This is a genomic window from Streptomyces sp. NPDC050504 (genome assembly GCF_044458065.1).
Lineage (GTDB): Bacteria > Actinomycetota > Actinomycetes > Streptomycetales > Streptomycetaceae > Streptomyces.
In genome coordinates this window covers 930,907-947,949 of record NZ_JBITHO010000001.1, presented here as the reverse complement: position 1 = coordinate 947,949, position 17,043 = coordinate 930,907, and the positions used below count along the sequence as shown (strand labels likewise).

The window sequence follows — 17,043 nt, the reverse complement described above, 5'->3', positions numbered from 1 at the left end:
CGCCCTCAGCCCGCGTACGGCAGCAGCTCCCGTCGCAGGTCAGCCGCGCTCTGGAAGCCGATCGCGGGCTGCTCGGTCAGCGCCCGGTCGATGACCGAGGCCAGCGCCCGGGGCATGCCGGGGTCGCGTCGGCGGATCGGCACCGGGGCCGACTGGAGCACGACCTGCCACGGGTCCTTGGCGCGCGGGAAGTCGCGCGGGGTGTACCCGGTGACGTACTCGGCGACGACCCTCGGCACCCCGTCGATCGCGCGCACGTAGTGGCAGCCGCACACGTGCGGATGCAGTCCGAGCGACACCCAGGTCTCGGCCTCGGCGACGAACCGGTCGAGGAATCCCGGCGACGAAAGCAGCTCGGGGCGCGGGGACTTGACCGCCAGGTCGGTGCCCCACTGGAGGTGGCGAACCCGGTAGACGAGCCCCATTCCGCCGTGCTCGTGGATCCGCAGCACCTCGTAACGCCCGTCGACGACCTCACCGATCCGCCAACGCGGCGCGGCATTCGCCCGCCCGCCGGACACACTCACGTACACCCCCCGCGTTGACGCTCCCCGCAGCCTTGGAGCGGGGCCGGACCGTGCGGCGGGACCGGAGCGGCGATGAGACGCGCCCGCCCGCGCCCGGCTTCAAGGGTCGTAGCGCTGGACGGCTCCGCCGGCCGACAGGTCGACCAACTCCCGCGCCAGCGCACGCGCATGGGCCACCGTCTCCGCCAGGTCCACCTTCGTCGGACACCGGTCGCGCACCACCACCTCCCCGTCGACCAGGACCGTGATCACGTCGGACGCCCGGGTGGAGTACACCAGGGCGGCCATCGGATCGTGCACCGGCTGGTGGTGCGGGCCCGACAGGTCGACCAGGACCACGTCCGCGCGCAGCCCCGGCTCGATCGCCCCGGTCACCCCGGCGAGGCCTGCCGCCGCCGCCCCGCCCCGCGTCGCGAGCCGCAGGGTCTGTGAGAGCGTCATCCACTCGGCGTCCCCCTCCCGTTGCTTCTGGGTCAGTGCCAGCAGCCGCAGCGACTCCCAGACGTCGAGCGTGTTGTGCACGGCGGCGCCGTCCGTCCCCACCCCGACGGCGACGCCCGCCTCCCAAAGCGCCTTGACCGGGGTCGTCGGGCCCATCGCGAGCTTCAGATACACCTTGGGGCAGCACGCGACGGCCGTACTGGCCGAGTGCCGCGCCAGGAGCGGCAGATCGGCCTCCGTGATCCCGCATCCGTGGGCCACCAGCACGTCCTCGCCCAGCACCCCCGTCCGCTCCAGCACTTCGACGGGCGTCGCCCCGAGCCGCTCCACGGACGCGCGGGTCTGCTCCTCGGTCTCGGCGGCGTGCAGATGGATCCGGAAGCCCTCGTCGCCCGCGACGCGCACGGTCCTGGCGAGGTCGTCCTCGGTCACGGTGTACGTGGCGTGCGGCCCCAGCGAGGCCGTCACCCGGGGGTGTCCGTGCCCCCGCCCCGCACGGTCCGACTCCCGTACGGCACGTGCGGCGTCGAACGCCGCTTCCCTGCCCGCGTCGCCGGTGGACGAGAAGAAGGTCGGGGCGATGTCGGCCCGGATGCCGCACTCCAGTGCCGCGGCGGCGATCCTGTCGGCGTGGAAGTAGTGGTCCACGAAGGTCGTCGTCCCGCCCAGCAGCATCTCCGCGCAGGCGAGCCGCGCCCCCACCTGAACCCGCTCGGGCGTCAAATTGACCTCCATGGGCCAGATCCGCCGGTTGAACCAGTCGTCGATCGAGACGTCCTCCGCGGCGCCGCGCATCATCACCATCGGGCTGTGCGTATGGGCGTTGGTCAGCCCGGGGACGGCCAGCAGTCCCGTCGCGTCGATCACTTCCCAGGCCCCCGCTTCCACGTGCCCGGCCACCCCGGCGGCACCGGTCGCACCCTCGGCGCCGGTCCGAGCCGTACCCCCGGTCGGATCCGCGCCGCCGAGCGCCTCGGTCGTCGTGCCCGTCGGCACGACACCCGTGATCACCCCGTTCTCGATGAGGATGTCCTGGCGCTCGGCGACGCCGCACTCCCCCGCATCCGGCACCAGCAGCACTGAACAGTCCCGGATCATCACCCGCGCCATGGTCCCCTCCCACCTGTGACGACAACGGACTTCTGCCTCTAGTACACCGCCGGGCACCTGCGGGTTCCACTTCTCACGACCTCATTCGGGCCCGCCCCGGGTGTCGCACCGGCCAGTAAGGCTCCCCGGCGTGATGCGGTGTCTGCCATGCCGGATCACGAACAGCAGCCGCAGCGGCCCCAGAGACAGCATGAGAAGCCCGACCAGGACACGGTCCGCGACAGCCACCAGGACCGCGAGGACCACGAGCTCGCGCGGGCGCAGGCCGTCGACAGCAAGGGCGGGCCTGGCCACACCCTGCTGATGGCGGTGGTGCTCGCGGTGCCCTGTGTGAAGGTGGCCTACACGGTGGGCGGCGGCGCGAACGCCCGCGACGTGTTCGTGGGCATGGAGCCGTCGAACTGGCCCGACGTACTGCTCGGGATGGTACTGACCGAGCCCGCGCTGGGCTGCGTGCTCGGGGTCGTCGTCTCCCGGGTGGTGTTCGCGCTGTTCGCCGCGCGCGGCTCCGTGCCCAAGGGGAGCCGCCCGGCGGACCGGGCCCGGCGCGTGGCCCTGACCGTCGTCAATCCGGTCGCCGTGGGCGCCATCGCCACCTGTTTCTACGGGTTCTTGTGGGGGCTGGCCACCGGCCTCGCGGCCTTCGCGCTGCGCGAGGGCGTCGTCGTGGAGTACCGCACGGGTCGGCGCGGCAAGCGGCACCACGACTCCGGCTACCGCCCCGCGGGCTGGCTGCGCGGGGCGGCGGCGGCCGAACAGTGGGTCGCCGCCGCACTCACCGTCCTCGTACTGCCGCTGCTCGCGTTCGGCTACGCGCTCGACGGCAGGGCCTGGACGTCGGTCCTGGAGTGCCGGGTGCAGAACGGCACCGAGACCTCGGCCCAGCGGCTGATCGAGCTGGGGCGCAAGGGCAACGGCGTGGTCGGCTGGAACCTGGACACCGAGGAGGTGTCCAACGGCGCCGGTTGCGAGGACTCGGGGAGCATGCGGGTGCGGGCGGCCTGGTGGGACTGAGCGCCCCACCCCTGCGCGGAGCGTAGCTCCCGGCCGCACGCGGTTCGCGATCGGGCTCGGTTCGCGATCGGGCTCCGACCCGATTCCGACCCGGGCCCAATGGGTTGCCGCTCGAACTTGATCAACAGTATTGTCAGCCGGGTGACTACCGGGTCGGCCTTGGGCCATGCACGAGTTGGGTTCCCGGCCTCGGCGTGAGCCCGGGGCGGGCGCGGGCCCCGCCTTTTCCTCCGTTTCTTCAGCTTCCTCGGCGAATCCCAAGAATCGGAGATGTCTCACCCATGTCCAACACCCGTGAAACCGAACTGCCCACCACCGTCGCCCATCTCAACCACATCGCCGTCTACGCCAAGGACCGGCAGCTGTCGGCCGAGTTCATCGCCGCGGTCCTGGGGCTGAAGGTCGCCGCGCCGTTCGGGCCGTTCCTCCCCGTCGACCTCGGCAACGGCGTGACGCTCGACTACTACGAGCTGCGCGACGAACCGGTCCAGGCACAGCACTACGCCTTCCTGGTCCCCGACGCGCAGTTCGACACGATGATCGACCGCCTTGAAGCGGTCGGGGTCACCTACTTCGCCGACCCGAACCACACGGAACCCGGCCGGGTCAACACGCTCTTCGGCGGCCGCGGCGTGTACTTCGACGACCCCGACGGCCACAACATGGAGATCATGACCCGGCCGTACATCCGTCCCTAGCCGAACAGCCCGGCAGCCCGGCAGCCCGGCAGCCCGGCAGCCCGGCAGCCGATGGTCCGGGGCCGCCGGGCCGCTCGCCCTGGCGCATCACCGCGTGCGCGGTGCGTCCTCGGTCTTCGCCCACGGGCTGACCCCGAGCCTGCCCGTCGTCCCGAGGTCCAGCTCCGGCGTCACGATCACGGTCGGCGCGCCGGGCTTGGCGGTCACCCTGAGGTACGGGACGTTCACCGCGGCACCCGTCCCCGTGGTGTTGCGCCACGCCAGCGTGGCGGACGCCCGTTCGCCGGGCCGCAGGGTGATGGGCCGCGGCGGGCCGTCCTGGCCGACGCCCGTGGAGATCTCCCGGGTGCCGTCGAGTATCCGTATCCCGCTGACCGGTTTCCGCTGGTCGTCGAGGAGTTCGAGCCTGGGGTAGCCGTGCAGGCCAACGACGGCGGTACCGCAGTTGGCCAGGTGGAGGCCCACGACCCGCAGCCCCATGGCGGCGTCTCCCCGGTCGGCCGTGACGCGCATGCCGGAGGCCGGGCAGGGCCCGCTCTCGGCCGGCGCCTCGCCCGCCGGAACCGTGCGCACCTTCATGACTCCCACGTTCAGACGCTTCTCTCCGACCATTCCGCCGTCGGGCTCGACCGTCCGCCTGACGGTCTGTCCGGGCCGCACGGCCTCGACCGTCCGCGTCACGCTGTCCATGGCTCGGCCGAGGTCGTCCCGCAGCGAGAAGGTGACGGTGTACGTCAGCGGTTCCGCCGCCGTGTTGGTGACCTCGTACTCGGCGAGGGAGCCGGCGGGCGTGTCGCAGTCCCGCCCTAGCACGGTCACGCCGTCCCGCTTCAGGTCGCCCGCGTCGCCCACGGGCGGCGTCGTCACGCACTCCGCGGGTGACGCGGACCGGCCGCGGGAGCCGGATGCGGCGTCCTCCTCGGCGCATCCGGCGAGGAGGAGCGCGCTCGCGGCGGTGACGGACAGGGCGAGGAGGGCAGTGGGACGCATCCGCTCACCGCATCAGCAACCGATCGTTCGAGCTGTGGGCGGGGTCACATCCCCCGTCACGGTCCTGTCACAACGCCCCCGCAGCCGACCGGAATCGCGGGCCGGTCCATACGCGCGACCCCCAACTGGACGAGGACCCAGGACAGTTGCTCCGACGGCACGGTCGGTGACGTCAGCGGGCGCAGCCGCTCACCGTCACGTACCAGCAACGCCCTCTCGTCGAACGCGCCGTCATCCGCGCCGCCCGTTCCCATGGCGCGGCCTCCGCCGTAAATCCCGTCGCTTCCCGGTCCGGGCCCTTCTACTCTTCCCGCATGCCCCAAGCCAAGACCTCGTACGTGTGCCTGCCCTGCCGGGCCTCGTACAAGCAGCCCTACGACCGGGAGCGGGAGCGGTCCTGTCCGCGCTGCGCGGAGCCGCTCGTCCATGTGGGCTCGGCGTTCGCCGCGCCGAAGCGGCGGGACACCGCGGCCTGGCGGACGCTCTCGGTGCTGCTGCACGCGGGAGTGCGGTTCCACAAGAGCTGTTGCGGCGGCCCCGGGTTCCGGCCGCGCACTCCGCGCGAGGTGCGCGAGCGCATGGTGTACGCGCAGCGGACCGGGACGCCTTACGCCCGAGCGCTCGTGCGGTACGAGGTGCCGTAACGGCGGTACGAGGTCCTGCGTCGACAGGCCGACGTCCCGCACGCGACCGTTCGCGCGTCGCCCTCAGTGTGCCGCCCGCCGGGTGCGGAAGGCTCTGGAGAGGGCCAGGTGGACGCGTCCGCGAGCCGGGCGCTCCTGGACGACCGCCCGGAAGCGGCGGTAGTCGCGCAGCTCCCGGACGGTGCGGACGTCGCGCTCGCCGGGCGCCGGGGGCTGCGGGGTGCCGTGCTGGGCGGCGCGGTAGGAGTCGAGCAGGAACTGCTGGGTAATGCTCATGACAGATGGCCTCTGCTGTGGATCACGCTGAACGTGTGAGGGGGCGATGGTCGTACGAAGGGTCAAGGAGCACGGGAGCGAGGAGAAAGCCGTGGTCAGCGCCTTGTCCGGGCTCCGATGACTTCAGCGTGCGCTCCCTGACGCCCCCCTGTCGCGTCGATTGACACGAGGCGTCAATCGACGGTCGCTTCCCGCCCCGGGATCAGTTCCCCGCGAACGTCCACACCGCTCGCGCGCCCGGCCCCACCGTCAGCGTCGACCTGCCGATGCTCTCCACGCGCTTCCGCGGGACGGGCCGGTTCAGCGACATCCCGACCTTCTTCAGCCCCGCGTGCGCGCGCTCCACCGCGTCGATGCGGATCGTGGTGCCGCCGCCCCGCGCGACGATCCCGCCGTTCCCCACGGGCCTGATCGCGAACCCGCCCGCCCGCAGCAGCGGCACCGTGTTGGCCAGGTCGCGGGCCGTCACCGCGAGGTGGACAGAGGTGATGTCGCGCATCAGGCGCTTGCGGTAGTCGTCGTTGAGGTAGCGCTCCCTGCCGACGTCACCAGGGTGGTCGGCGGGCTCGGTCCTGCCGCGCGGATCCGCGAAGTACTCCGGGAGGTACTCCATTCCCCAGGCGCCGAAGGCGTCGTACTGCCCCGAGGTGAACACCGCGTCGAACCACGGCACCGGCACGCCGTCGCCGAAGTCGCGCGTCTGCCGGAACTCGACCGGGTCCGTGACACCCATGTCCCGCAGCCGCCGCTTCACCACCGCCAGGTCGCCGGCGCGCTCCACCGAGACGCCCATCCCGCCGGCCCCGAGGGTCCCGTCCGGCTCCGGCAGGTCACCCACCCCGAACAGTTCGAGGTAGGTCTCCCGGCCCATGAGATAGCGGCCGGTCCAGACGCTGCCGCCCGATCCGGTCGTCGTACGGACCTGGAAGTTGGCGAACTCCCGCAGGTAGTCCGAGTGCTCGATGGCGTCGGCGGTCTCGCGGTCGAGCACTCCGTAGGCATGGTTGTAGAAGAGCAGCTGCCGTTCGGCGGGCGGCCGCCCGCCCGGATCCGCCGCCGCGGCGGCGGTGCTCGCGCCGCCTTGGAGCACCGCTCCCAGAACGACCGCGAGGACCAGGACCATGCGTGAAACACCGCGGACCACCGTGCGGCGGTCGCCTTCTCGGGAATATCGCGTCACATCAACCGTCCCTTCAGGAATGGAACTTCACTCTCACGTGAACCTCGGGGCCCGATCAGCCCCTTCGCACAACCTCCGGCTCAACCTCCAGCCAGCGCTCGCGGTCGGCACGGCACTCCACCGTCGCCCAGCCCGCCTCGCGCAGGATCTCCACGCAGCGTTGCAGCGCCTCCTGCTGCTCGTACCGCACGCCGCTGCCGCGCGGCCCCCGCCAGTACACCCTCACCGGTCCCGTCGGCTCCCCTTCCGGGCCCGTCGCCCTGATCACGCAGTAGCCCGTGGCGCACGGCCGTCCCTCGGCGTCCACCGCCGACGGCGGCATCCCGCCCGCCTCCAGCGCCAGGGCCACCGCCCGCACCGGCTGACGAAGCTCCCACACCGCGGGCCCGTTCGCCGGGCCCCGCGCGTTCGTCAGCCGACGGATCTCCAGCAGGCCCTCGAACGCCGTCCGCACCTCCGCGGCCCGCCGCTTCCCGCTTCTCGGGCCCCAGCCGCCGTCCTCCTGCCGCTCGCCCCGCTCCGTGCCCGTGGCCGCGGCGAAACCGCCCGCCCCCGCGCCGCCGGCCCCCGCACCGTGCGCCTCCGCGCCCGTACCCGTCCCCATCGCCCGGCCTCCTCGTGCCCTCACTCCGTACGCCGTGTGCCGTACATCGCGTGCCCTGTGCCCCGTTCGGCTGTCGTCACCGCGCTGATCAGCGCCGTTCGGCCGCACGATGGTGCTGTGCGGGCACCGCCGCCAGTCCCACCACAGGACCGGCCGCCCCGCACCACCCGACCGGCACGGATCGGAGCGACCATGTCAGCAGCCTGGAACCCCCGCCCCTCCCACGACCCGTACGCCGCCGAATGGCTGCCCGTTCTGGACGTCCCCGCTCCCGGGCGCCAGCGCCGCTGGACCATCCTGCTGCGCTGGCTGCTCCTGCTTCCGCACTTCCTGGTCCTCATGGTCCTGTCGGTGGTGGCGTTCCTCGTGCTCGTCGTCGGCTGGTTCGCGGCCCTGGTGCTCGGACGGCTGCCCGATCCGGTCCACGCCTTCCTCGGCGGCTACCTCGCGTACCAGACCCGCGTCGGCGCGAGCGCGACGCTGCTCGTGGACCACTACCCGCCGTTCGCGTTCGCCGCCCCCGGCCATCCGGTCCAGATCGAGCTGCGCGCGACCCCGCTCAACCGGCTCGCCGTGCTGTTCCGGATCGTCCTCATGATCCCCGCCGCCATCGTCGCCGGTCTCCTCCTCTCGGGCTGGACCGCGCTCAGCTGGGTGTTCTGGCTGATCGCGCTCGTCCTGGGACGGCTTCCCGGGCCGGTCTACGGCTCGGTCGCCGCGGTGACGCGCTACCGGATGCGCTTCGGGGCGTACGCGATGATGCTCACGCCCGCGTATCCGAAGCGTCTGTTCGGCGACGACACGTCGGTGTCGGACGTGCCCGTGTCCGGCACGCGCCCGCTGGTGCTCAGCACGGGAGCGAAGGTCCTCGTGATCGTGTTCCTGCTGCTCGGGCTCGGCACGTCCACCACGACGTCCACCCAGTACGACGGGGATTTCGACAACGCGGCCCCTTCCCACAGCTTTGTCGTCGGTTCTGTTTCCGGCACTGACGAAGCTAACAAGGGCCACTGACAATCGCGGCCGTCCCACCACTCACCACCTCGCGCACCGCCGCCAGGAACTCCTCGGTGTGCGGATGCGTGGGATGGGCGGGGCGGGCCAGGTAGACCGTGGTGGGCGGGGCGTCGGCCACGCGTACGAAACGGACGCCCGGATGGTTGTGGCTCTCGGCCGTGGCCGCCGCTCCCACGCCGAACGCACCGCCCGTGGCGATGAGGTTCAGCCACTCGTCCACGTTGTGCACCTCGACGGTGCCGACCGGGCGGCGGGCCGGGGGCCACAGGCCGACGGACGCGGTGCCCGTGTCCGGCCACAGGGCCAGCGGCAGGGCGGGCAGCCCGGGTCCCGTGGCGGTCAGTTCGGCCAGCCGCACCTCGTCGCGGTCCGCGAGCGGATGGTCGTCGGGCAGGGCGGCGACGCGGTCCTCGGTGTACAGGGCCTCGGTACGGATGCGCGGCTCGTCCGGGACGGTGCGCAGGACCGCCACGTCGGCGTCGCCGGTCGCGAGGCCCGCCGTCCGGTCGTCCTTGCGGACGACTTCGAGCGGCGCGCGCGGATGGGCGCGGCGCCAGGAACGCAACAGCGGGACGGTCTGGTGGCCGAGCACCGCGCAGGTGTAGCCCACGCGCAGCGGCCGGGAGACCGTGCGGGTCTCGGCGAGCGCCGCGTCGAGGTGGGCGAGGATCGCGCGGCCGTGTCCGAGGAGGGTCCGGCCCTCGTCGGTGAGGACGAGGTGGCGGGAGGACCGGTCGACGAGCCGTACGCCGACGCGGGCTTCGAGCTGGGCGAGCGTACGGGAGAGCGCGGGTTGCGTCATGTGGAGGACGGCCGCCGCCGCCGTGACGGTCCCGGCGTCGGCGATCGCGGTCAGGGCCTTGAGGTGACGGAGTTCCACATCCATGCCTGCCGAGCATAGTCGCTGACCAAACGGCATTTCCGGGGGTCGGGCGAAGTGCGTAGCTTCGGATGCGCCGGAGGGTTCTCCCCGGTCGGACATCACCTGTGTCCGCACTTCCACCCTGAAGGGTTCTCATGAAGGTTCTGCTGATCGGAGCCGGCGGCACGCTGGGCAGCGCGGTGCGGGGCGCGCTGCTCGCGCGCGGGCACGAGGTGGTCGGCGTGGGCCGGTCGAGCGGCGACGTGATCGCCGACGTCACCGATCCCGAGGCGGTCGCGCGGATGTACGCGCAGGTGGGAGAGGTGGACGCGGTGGCGGTCGCGGCGGGTGAGGCGGTGTTCAAGCCGCTGGACCAGCTGACCGCGCAGGACTTCGCGGCGACGCTGCGGGGCAAGGCCCTGAGCCAGGTCGACGTGGTGCGCCAGGGCGTCCCGCACCTCACGTCGACCGGCTCCTTCACGCTGATCAGCGGCGTGCTGACGGATCAGCCGATCGTGGCGGGCGCGGCCGCCGCCACGGCGAACGGCGCGATCGAGGCGTTCGCGCGCGCCGCCGCGATCGAGCTTCCGCCGCAGCGGATCAACGTCGTGAGCCCCACGGTCTTCGAGGAGTCCCTGCCCTCCTACGGGTCGTTCTTCCCCGGGATGGAGGCGGTCCCCGTGGCGCGCGCGGCGACGGCGTACGTCCGCTCGATCGAGGGGGCGCAGACGGGACAGGTGTACCGCCTGCACTGACACCCGCGTGCACCGCCTGCACTGACGCCCGCGCGGGAGGGCCGGGGCTGCTGGCCGCGACTGCTAGCCGCGGCTCAGTGCCCTGTCGGCCGCCGCGAGGATGCTGCCGAAGCTGCGGCTCACGACCGGGCGCATCAGGAGCCTGGTGAGTACGGGGCCGAGCAGCGGGACGCGCATCTCGGCGCGGGTCGTCCAGCACACCCGCGTTCCGCCTTCGACCTCGGTGAACGTCATGCGTCCGAACTCGTGGCGGGCCGGCGGGAAGCTGCGCTCCACGACGTAGTCGGTGGCGTGCGGGGCGTCGTAACCGGTGATGCGCTCCCGGAACCAGCCGGTGGTCCAGAGGTGGAGGCGGACCGCGCCGACGCCGTAGGGCGCGCCTTCGCCGGGCCGGGCCAGGCGGCAGCGCAGCACCAGGGGTGACTTCGCGTAGTGGGTGGTCGTGGTGAGCCAGGCGAACACCGCGTCGATCGGGGCGTCGATCACACGTACGACGGTCACGGTTTCCACAGCGGGACTCCTCCTCGGTCGGGTCACCGCACCGCCTGCGCGGTGCGGCCTGTCCGGGTCTCGTACGGTGATGGGACTGTTGGCGACGGGAGACCGTGACAGGTCCCGGCTGTGACGCCCGTCACCACCCCTCGCGGGCGGCCCCCCGCCGGGCGGACCCGCCGTCCGGCCGAACTATTCGGTTGCGGACCGGGGTTCCGCCCCCGGACAGTGGCACCATGACCTCGATCGCGCCCACTCCCCTGCCGCCCGGCCGGACCGTGCGCCCCGCCACGCCCGCCGACGCGCTGGCGGTGTGCGTCCTGCTCAACGAGATCGACCTGCTGGAGATCGGCCGAGCGGACACCGAAGTCGCCGAGATCGAGGCCGACTTCAAGCATCCGGAGATCGATCTGGAGCACGACTCGTGGCTGCTCTTCGCGGGCGACCGGCTGGTCGGCTACGGCCTGCTCTGGGACGAGTCGGGCGGCGAGCGCATCGACATGGACCACTACGTGCTGCCGGACCAGCCGCAGGGCGCGCTGCACCTCTTCGACCTGATGGAGGCGCGCGCCGTCGAGCGCGCCGCCGCCAACGGCGCGGCGCGGGCCGTCGTGCACATGCACCTCAACATCGCGCCGACCATGGACCTGGCCGCGCTGCGCGGGCGCGGCTGGCGGACGGTCCGCCGCTACAACGTGCTGGCGCGCGACCTCTCCGGGGCCGACGCAGTCCCGGAGCCACCGGCCGGGGTGACGCTGCGCGCCTGCACGGCCGAGGCGGACCGCAGGCTCGCCCACGCGCTGCTCCAGGAGTCGTTCGCCGAGCACTTCGACTTCCAGCCGCGCACGTACGAGCAGTGGCTCGACGATCTCGACGCCGAGCGCGTCGACTGGACGCTGGTGTGGATCGCGCACGTCGACGGCGTCGGGTACGTGGCGGCGCTGCGCACGCACAACGACCGCGCGTCGATGGCCTGGATCGGGCACATCGGTGTGCTCGCCGCGGCCAGGAACCGCGGCCTGGCGAGCCATCTGCTGCGCCACGCCTTCGCGCACTACGCGGGGCTGGGCCGCGACCGCATCGGGCTGGGCGTCGACACCGACAACAGCAGCGGAGCGCTCGCCCTGTACGAGCGGCACGGCATGTCCCTCGACTTCGCCGTCGACACCTGGGAGCTGGTCCGCCCGGTCTGAGCGCCCCGGCCCGGACGTGTGATCCGGCCGGTGCTCGATCCGGCCGTGCGCGGCGGGCAGTTGTGGGGGCCGCGCTTCTTCGGGCTGCGCGGCGCGCCCCGGCGCGAAGCGGCGTGGGCCCGCCTCGCCGACCCCGAGGTCGCGGCGCGGCCGTGGGACGCGAGCCGCGAACTGACCGGCGTAGACGCCGCCGCACCCGGGCAGTGCACCCGGCCCGCGCACCTGCGGCTTCAGCCGATCTCGACCACCCGCGCCCAGTCGGGCGGGAGTTGGGGCTCGTAGTCCGGGTCGTCCTCGTACCCGCCCTCGGGATACGGACGGGGGAACAGACCGACCACGGTCCGGCACGAGGGGCGCGCGGAGGGCCACGGCGTCTGGCCGTCGGTCAGTGCCACGATGACGTCCGGCCGGTTCGGTGACCGCAGCGCCCGCTCGAAGCCCGCGCGCAGGTCCGTACCGCCGCCGCCCACCAGCGGGATGCCCTCCGCGCGGCACAGCGGGTGCACGACCCGCGCCGCCGCGTCGCACGGCAGCACGTTCACCAGGTCGCGGCGGCCGCCCACCGCCCGAGAGATCGCCGCGACCTCCAGCAGCGCGCTGCCCAGCTCGGCGTCGCTGACCGAGCCCGAGGTGTCGATCACCACCGAGACCCGGGGCGGTCTGCGCCGCAGGCTCGGCAGTACGGCGCCGGGCACGCTCGCGGAGCGCCGCGAGGGACGGCCGTACGAGTAGTCCCCGCCCGCTCCCACCGAGGCCGCCGCCGAGCGGACCGCCGCGCCCAGCAGGTCCCGCCACGGCTGCGGCGGGTGGAAGGCCTCCTCGGCCCACCGCTGCCACCCCTCGGGCGCGCTTCCCGGCCGCCCGGTGATGCCCTGTGCGACCCGGAACCTGACCGCGTCCCGCTGTTGCGCGGTGAGGCCGTCCGCGCCGCCGGGGCCCAGCTCCCACTCCCGCTCCCGCCCGTCGGCGCCGCTGCCGCAGTCCAGCCAGGCCAGCTCGTGCGTGCGCGTCCCGAGGCGGAACTGGCGCAGGTAGTCCTCCATCAGCTCGCCCGCCGGCAGCCCCAGGGTCCTGGGGTAGACGGCGTCGTCGGGGGCCACAAGACCCGCCCCGAAGGCGTCGTCGTTGATCTCGCAGTCCGCCGCGATGTTCATCCGCAGCCGCTCCCCCGGGCCCGTCAGTCCGCGCTGCCGGGCCACCCGGTCGCTGCGCCCGTGGTGGTCGCGCAGCAGGTGCGAGACCTCGTGCACCCAGACGCTGGCCAGTTCCTCGACGGGGGTCCTGGCCACGAAGGCGGGTGAGACGTAGCAGCGCCAGTGCCGGTCCACGGCCATCGTCGGCACGCTCCGCGACGCGACGGTGTGCAGGGCGAACAGCGCGGTCGCCAGGTAGGGGCGGACGCGGGCGGCGTGCAGCCGGGCCGCGAAGAGCTTGTCGCGGTCCAGCTCGGCGGGGCCCGTCCGGTACGGGGCGCGGGCGGGAGCGGCGCCGTCCGCGGGTACCGCCTCGTGCCCGCTCATCGGCGCGTCCGCGCGGCCGCCGCGTTCCTGGCCGCCGCGCGGCCCGCCGACTCGTCCGCGCGCTGCGACAGCGTGACCACGCCCGCCAGCCGCTCGATCGCCTCGGGCACGTCCCAGTCGTCCTGTCGCAGCGAGGCCAGCGTCGTCGCGGGGACGACGACCAGGTCCGGCGCACCGGTCTCCAGCGCCCGTACCAGCAGGTCCCACGCCGCGTCCCAGCGCGACCTGTCCGGCCTGTTCCTGACCGCGTCCACCACTCCGTCGAGCGTGGCCTGGCGCAGGTCACCGCGTTCGGGCAGCACCGCGCCCGCCGGGTCGGCGAGCAGCAGTTCGGGGTCAGGCAGGTCCATCCGGTCCAGGCCCGCCATCAGTTCGAGCCCGGGGCCGTCCCCGACCGTTCCCCTGACCAGCAGGGACAGCACTTCCCTGCTGGATCCGGCCGCCGTCGCGAAGGCGACCAGGCAGAGCGCCATCTCCCAGCTCCGGGGCGAGGGCCAGGCGCCGCCCCTGCGGGCCTCGGTGGTGGGCAGGCGGTGGACGAGCGCGGGCCGGGCCGCGAGGAGTCCGCACACCGCTCGGCGTGCGTGGTCCACGGCCGCGGGGAGCTTCACCGGGTCGAGCACGGGCAGCGTCGCCCTGGGCCAGGTGCCGCCGAGGCCGCGCACGACGACGTCGTGGTCGTGGGTCCACTGGAGGTGGACGAAGCGGTTGGCCAGCGGCGGGCTCAGCTCCCAGCCGTCGGCGGCGGACGAGCGCGGGTTGGCCGCGGCCACGATCCTCACGTCGGGCGGCAGTCGGAGCGCGCCGATCCGCCGTTCCAGGACGAGGCGGAGCAGCGCGGCCTGGACGGCGGGCGGCGCGGTGGACAGCTCGTCCAGGAACAGCAGCCCGCGCCCCGCGCGCACCAGGCGCACGGCCCAGTCCGGCGGGGCCATGGGAACGCCCTGCACGGCGGGGTCGTCGCCGACGACGGGCAGTCCGGAGAAGTCGGACGGCTCGTGGACGCTGGCGATCACGGTGGTCAGCGGAAGGTCGAGGGAAGCGGCGAGCTGGGTGAGCGCCGCGGTCTTGCCGATGCCCGGCTCGCCCCACAGGAGTACGGGGAGGTCGGCGGCGACGGCGAGGGTCAGCGCTTCCAGCTGGTCGTCGGGGCGGGGCTCGGTCGAGGCGTCACGGAGCATGGCCAGCAGCTCACCGGCGACGTCCAATTGGGCCGGGGCCGGGGCCGGGGCCGGGGAGACGGTCTCGGGTGCGACGAAGGGGGCGTACGAAGTCATGGGGCATCACCTTGAGGAAGTCGGTGGTGGATTCGGCGGTGGACTCGGTGGCGGGAGCAGGGCGCGGCCGGATCGCGGCTCCGCGGTCGCCGGAAGGTCGGCGATCAGAGGTCTGGGCTCGGCGGTCAGGGGTCGGCGGTCAGCGGGCGTACGTGTGCCGAGGGTGCGCACGGCGGTTTCGCGGGCGGTTCCGCCCCGGAAAGAGGCGCTCGGGCGCGGGGCCGATCAGCCCCGCCCGGTACAGCCCGTAGGTGACGCGCCGCCGTGCCGCCGCCTCCAGCTCGTCCCGCAACGGGCCGTCGCGCAGCGCCGCTTCGGGGCCGAGCAGCCCTTCGACCACGGCGAGCGCTCCGGCGACGTCGCCGTGGTCGAGGCGCTCGCGGACGCCGGTGAGGCAGTCGGGGCGGCGGTGCGCCTCGTCGATCGCCCGCAGGCAGGGCAGCGGGGTGCCGGTGAGGGCCACGAGCAGTTCCTCGCGCCGGAGTTCGTCCGGATGGTGGTCGAGCGGGGCCAGCACCCCGTCGACCAGTCCGATCCGGTGCGGTGCGCCCCGGCACTCCACGATGCGCGGCTCCCCGGCCGCGTACGGCGCCGGGGGCGGTGCGGTCGGGGCGTGGTCGGGTACGAGGGCCGAGGCGACCAATGGGTGCAGCTGACCGGCCCGGAGCGCGCCGGACCGCAGGAGTTCCAGGTCGGGCAGGGTCCAGGTGGCGGCGTCGGGCAGGACGGGCAGGGCGTACGGCACGGGGGCGGCCCGTGGCGGGGGCGGCGTGCCGCCGCCCCTGTCCTCGGTCACCTCCAGGGCGAGGCGCTGCCCGGCGGCGAGCCGTACGGACACGGTGCCGTGCGTCCGCCCTTCGGCGTGGAGCAGGATGCGCGCCTCGTCGGCCCAGCGGTCGACGGCACAGCGGCGCCCGTCGGCCACGAGGTCGCCGTCGAGTGCGGGACCGCCATAGGTCACGAGGTCGCCGTCGGGTGCGGGACCGGCCGCGGCCACGCGGCCGCCGCCCGGCTCCCGACTGCCGCCGCTCCCCGCCCTGTCACGGATTTCCCCGACCCTGTCCGCGTCCCACAGGTGCCGGTGCAGGTCCAGCCGGAAGCGCCGGTTGGGGTGCGGATGGGGGTGCCGCAGGGCGGCGGGTTCGTCGTGCGAGCCGTCCCACAGCGCGAGGCTGATCCGCTGGCCCGCGTCCGCCCAGGCGGGTGGCGTGCGGGCCACCAGGTGGACCGGTTCCGGGCTGCGGCGCCCCACCGTCCCGTAGCGGACCAGTGAGACGGTCAGCCCCGGGCGCAACAGTCCGTCGGGGGCGATCCGCGGCATGTGCCAGCGCAGCAGATCGGGCGTCAACGTGCGCAGATCCGCCCGGAGTCGGCTGACGAGTTCCCGTCCGTGCGTACGCGCGACAGTACGGAGGTCGAGGTCGACGTCGAAGTTCGCGGCGGCGCACGCGCCTGCCCAGTCACCGACGGCACGGCGAGCGGTCGCGGTTTCGATCATGGAGGGCGGCACGGCGAACTCGCGCACGCGCAGCCAGAAGGAGAGTCGGGAATCCCCGTTCGCGGTTCGAGTGAGCATCAGCACTCACCTTGCGCGGACGGGTCCCCCAATCTGTTCAGCGATTGAGTGGTCATCGCGGCGATCGTAGCCTTCGGGCGCAGAAAGGGGCCACCCCCTTTCCGCGCACCGGACTCTCCGCAGCGACCTGCGGACGGCCCGGTCCCGGCAGATGGACGTCATGTCCGCTTCGTCTCTAGGCTGCCGGCATGAACGAACTCCCCCTGCTGCCCCTGGCGGCCGAGCCGCCCCCGGTGGAGCGCGCCGACGCGGCCCGCAACCGGGCCCGGGTCCTCGCGGCCGCCGAACGGCTCTTCGTCGAGCGCGACCCCGCGACGGTGACGATGGACGACATCGCCAAGGCGGCCGGCATCGGACGGGGCACGCTCTACCGCCGCTACCCCGACCGGGCCTCGATCGCCCGCGCGCTCCTCGACCAGCACGAACGGGCGCTCCAGGAGCGGCTGATCCGGGGCGCGGCGCCACTCGGCCCCGGCGAGGACGCCTCCGGCGAAGGCACCTCCCGCGAAGGCAAGGGCAACCGCAACGGCGGGGTGACGGGTGCCGCCCCCGCCGAGCGCCTGGCCGCGTTCTACGCGGCGATGGTCGACCTCCTGGAGACCCATGTCCACCTGGTCCTGGGCGCGGAGACCGGGGAGGCGCGGTACGGGACCGGGGCGTACGCCTTCTGGCGGCTGCACGTCACCCACCTCGTGCGCGAGGCGGGCCTGGAGGATCCCGAGGCGCTGGCCGATCAGTTGCTGGCGCCGCTGGCCCCCGAGCTGTTCCGGCACCAGCGGGGGCGCGGGATCACCACCGAGCGCATCAAGCGGGGACTCGCCGCGCTGGCGCACGGCACGCTCGGCGCGCGCCCGCTGCCCTGAGGTC

18 protein-coding genes and 1 pseudogene are annotated in these 17,043 nt (G+C 73.7%); 8 read left to right on the top strand and 11 right to left on the bottom strand.

The window, feature by feature from the left end; translation table 11 throughout:
• Positions 1-5: 5 nt before the first annotated feature.
• Both ACIBNE_RS03920 and ACIBNE_RS03915 read right to left on the bottom strand, forming a co-directional pair.
• Positions 6-527, bottom strand: coding sequence for a hypothetical protein (locus ACIBNE_RS03920; RefSeq protein ID WP_399269176.1), 522 nt, complete (start codon positions 525-527; stop codon positions 6-8).
• Between the two features lie 99 nt (positions 528-626).
• On the bottom strand, positions 627-2,078 hold the full coding sequence (locus tag ACIBNE_RS03915) for an amidohydrolase (protein WP_399269174.1): 1,452 nt from the start codon (positions 2,076-2,078) through the stop codon (positions 627-629).
• A gap of 147 nt (positions 2,079-2,225) precedes the next feature.
• On the opposite strand from ACIBNE_RS03915, the gene ACIBNE_RS03910 reads away from it, so the two are divergent.
• Positions 2,226-3,092: a hypothetical protein gene (locus tag ACIBNE_RS03910; protein ID WP_399269172.1), complete on the top strand. Its 867-nt coding sequence runs from the start codon at positions 2,226-2,228 to the stop codon at positions 3,090-3,092.
• 281 nt (positions 3,093-3,373) lie between these two features.
• Positions 3,374-3,790: a VOC family protein gene (locus tag ACIBNE_RS03905; protein ID WP_399269170.1), complete on the top strand. Its 417-nt coding sequence runs from the start codon at positions 3,374-3,376 to the stop codon at positions 3,788-3,790.
• 87 nt (positions 3,791-3,877) lie between these two features.
• On the opposite strand, the gene ACIBNE_RS03900 is transcribed toward ACIBNE_RS03905, so the two are convergent.
• Positions 3,878-4,780: a DUF4232 domain-containing protein gene (locus ACIBNE_RS03900; RefSeq protein ID WP_399269168.1), complete on the bottom strand. Its 903-nt coding sequence runs from the start codon at positions 4,778-4,780 to the stop codon at positions 3,878-3,880.
• Positions 4,781-5,094: 314 nt separating this feature from the next.
• On the opposite strand from ACIBNE_RS03900, the gene ACIBNE_RS03895 reads away from it, so the two are divergent.
• On the top strand, positions 5,095-5,424 hold the full coding sequence (locus tag ACIBNE_RS03895) for a deoxyxylulose-5-phosphate synthase (protein ID WP_399269166.1): 330 nt from the start codon (positions 5,095-5,097) through the stop codon (positions 5,422-5,424).
• Between the two features lie 63 nt (positions 5,425-5,487).
• Here ACIBNE_RS03895 and ACIBNE_RS03890 read toward each other — a convergent pair whose 3' ends face one another.
• The 3 genes from ACIBNE_RS03890 to ACIBNE_RS03880 form a co-directional block, all read right to left on the bottom strand.
• On the bottom strand, positions 5,488-5,700 hold the full coding sequence (locus ACIBNE_RS03890) for a hypothetical protein (RefSeq protein WP_399269164.1): 213 nt from the start codon (positions 5,698-5,700) through the stop codon (positions 5,488-5,490).
• Between the two features lie 202 nt (positions 5,701-5,902).
• Positions 5,903-6,823 (bottom strand): DUF5829 family protein, encoded by a 921-nt coding sequence (locus ACIBNE_RS03885; protein WP_399269162.1) that lies wholly within the window; start codon positions 6,821-6,823, stop codon positions 5,903-5,905.
• Between the two features lie 112 nt (positions 6,824-6,935).
• On the bottom strand, positions 6,936-7,484 hold the full coding sequence (locus ACIBNE_RS03880) for a hypothetical protein (RefSeq protein WP_399269160.1): 549 nt from the start codon (positions 7,482-7,484) through the stop codon (positions 6,936-6,938).
• A gap of 192 nt (positions 7,485-7,676) precedes the next feature.
• Between ACIBNE_RS03880 and ACIBNE_RS03875 the strand changes: the two genes are divergently transcribed.
• Entirely contained in the window at positions 7,677-8,498 is an 822-nt protein-coding gene (locus tag ACIBNE_RS03875; RefSeq protein WP_399269158.1) for a DUF4389 domain-containing protein, read from the top strand.
• Here the strand turns inward: ACIBNE_RS03875 and ACIBNE_RS03870 are convergent.
• Entirely contained in the window at positions 8,482-9,387 is a 906-nt protein-coding gene (locus tag ACIBNE_RS03870) for a LysR substrate-binding domain-containing protein (RefSeq protein WP_399269156.1), read from the bottom strand. The two genes, ACIBNE_RS03875 and ACIBNE_RS03870, sit on opposite strands and share 17 nt — an antisense overlap.
• Positions 9,388-9,518: 131 nt before the next feature.
• On the opposite strand from ACIBNE_RS03870, the gene ACIBNE_RS03865 reads away from it, so the two are divergent.
• Positions 9,519-10,118 carry a short chain dehydrogenase gene (locus ACIBNE_RS03865; protein WP_399269154.1) on the top strand — a complete coding sequence of 200 codons (600 nt, stop codon included), beginning with the start codon at positions 9,519-9,521 and terminating at the stop codon, positions 10,116-10,118.
• 63 nt (positions 10,119-10,181) lie between these two features.
• Here ACIBNE_RS03865 and ACIBNE_RS03860 read toward each other — a convergent pair whose 3' ends face one another.
• The gene (locus ACIBNE_RS03860) at positions 10,182-10,628 is read right to left on the bottom strand and encodes an SRPBCC family protein (protein WP_399269152.1); all 447 of its coding nucleotides are present in this window, start codon (positions 10,626-10,628) and stop codon (positions 10,182-10,184) included.
• Between the two features lie 218 nt (positions 10,629-10,846).
• On the opposite strand from ACIBNE_RS03860, the gene ACIBNE_RS03855 reads away from it, so the two are divergent.
• Positions 10,847-11,803, top strand: a complete 957-nt coding sequence (locus tag ACIBNE_RS03855; protein WP_399269150.1) for a GNAT family N-acetyltransferase — start codon at positions 10,847-10,849, stop codon at positions 11,801-11,803.
• Between the two features lie 18 nt (positions 11,804-11,821).
• Positions 11,822-12,085, top strand: a pseudogene (locus ACIBNE_RS03850) (hypothetical protein); the annotation flags it as partial.
• Here the strand turns inward: ACIBNE_RS03850 and ACIBNE_RS03845 are convergent.
• From ACIBNE_RS03845 to ACIBNE_RS03835, 3 genes are all read right to left on the bottom strand, one after another.
• Positions 12,034-13,323, bottom strand: a complete 1,290-nt coding sequence (locus ACIBNE_RS03845) for a VWA-like domain-containing protein (RefSeq protein ID WP_399269148.1) — start codon at positions 13,321-13,323, stop codon at positions 12,034-12,036. The pseudogene ACIBNE_RS03850 and the gene ACIBNE_RS03845 overlap by 52 nt on opposite strands.
• Positions 13,320-14,600 (bottom strand): AAA family ATPase, encoded by a 1,281-nt coding sequence (locus ACIBNE_RS03840; protein ID WP_399269146.1) that lies wholly within the window; start codon positions 14,598-14,600, stop codon positions 13,320-13,322. Before ACIBNE_RS03840 ends, ACIBNE_RS03845 begins: the two co-directional genes overlap by 4 nt.
• Positions 14,601-14,739: 139 nt before the next feature.
• The gene (locus ACIBNE_RS03835; protein ID WP_399269144.1) at positions 14,740-16,176 is read right to left on the bottom strand and encodes a hypothetical protein; all 1,437 of its coding nucleotides are present in this window, start codon (positions 16,174-16,176) and stop codon (positions 14,740-14,742) included.
• Positions 16,177-16,364: 188 nt separating this feature from the next.
• On the opposite strand from ACIBNE_RS03835, the gene ACIBNE_RS03830 reads away from it, so the two are divergent.
• Positions 16,365-17,039 carry a TetR/AcrR family transcriptional regulator gene (locus ACIBNE_RS03830; protein WP_399269142.1) on the top strand — a complete coding sequence of 225 codons (675 nt, stop codon included), beginning with the start codon at positions 16,365-16,367 and terminating at the stop codon, positions 17,037-17,039.
• The last annotated feature ends 4 nt before the right edge of the window (positions 17,040-17,043 follow it).